The sequence below is a fragment of the Pseudomonas sp. FYR_2 genome, assembly GCF_043106425.1.
Taxonomy (GTDB): domain Bacteria; phylum Pseudomonadota; class Gammaproteobacteria; order Pseudomonadales; family Pseudomonadaceae; genus Aquipseudomonas; species Aquipseudomonas monteilii.
Genome location: NZ_JBICMM010000004.1, coordinates 1 through 440, shown reverse-complemented (window position 1 = coordinate 440; position 440 = coordinate 1). Strand labels below are relative to the sequence as shown.

Annotated in this window: 1 protein-coding gene; it reads right to left on the bottom strand. The window is 58.2% G+C overall.

Annotated features, from left to right (window positions below; genetic code table 11):
• Positions 1-440, bottom strand: a 440-nt coding sequence (locus ACF8R4_RS00750) for an immunoglobulin-like domain-containing protein (RefSeq protein WP_392491476.1), incomplete at both ends; no start/stop codon positions are given.

The following is a 440-nucleotide window of genomic DNA, read 5'->3' as shown; positions in this document are numbered from 1 at the left end:
TCGCCACCTTCGGTTACCGAAGGAGTCGCAGTCAGCTTGGCCACCACTTCGTCGATGGTGTCCGAGATTTCAACGGTAGCCGGGCCACCCAAGGCCAGCTTCTCGAAAGTGGCGCCGGAAACTGTAGCATCGGTCACGCTGAGCGTAATGGAGCCGGCGTCTTTGTAGACGTCGTCGCCCTGGGCCGAGGTTTTGTACTCGACCTCGGTTTTACCCGCCTCGATGGTCACGGTGTCGCCGTTCGACAGTGTTACGGTCAAGGGACGGTCCAGCGCTTGGCTTACTTTAACAGTGAAGGAAGGCTGCTGGTCTTCGGTCACATTACCGTTGCTGACGATGCTTACGGCGACGGTATCGATGCTGTCATTGATGACGGTCGAAGCTGGGGTCGGATTCGGGGTCAGTTGTTCAAAGTTGCCGCCAGTAGCGCCCTCGATGGT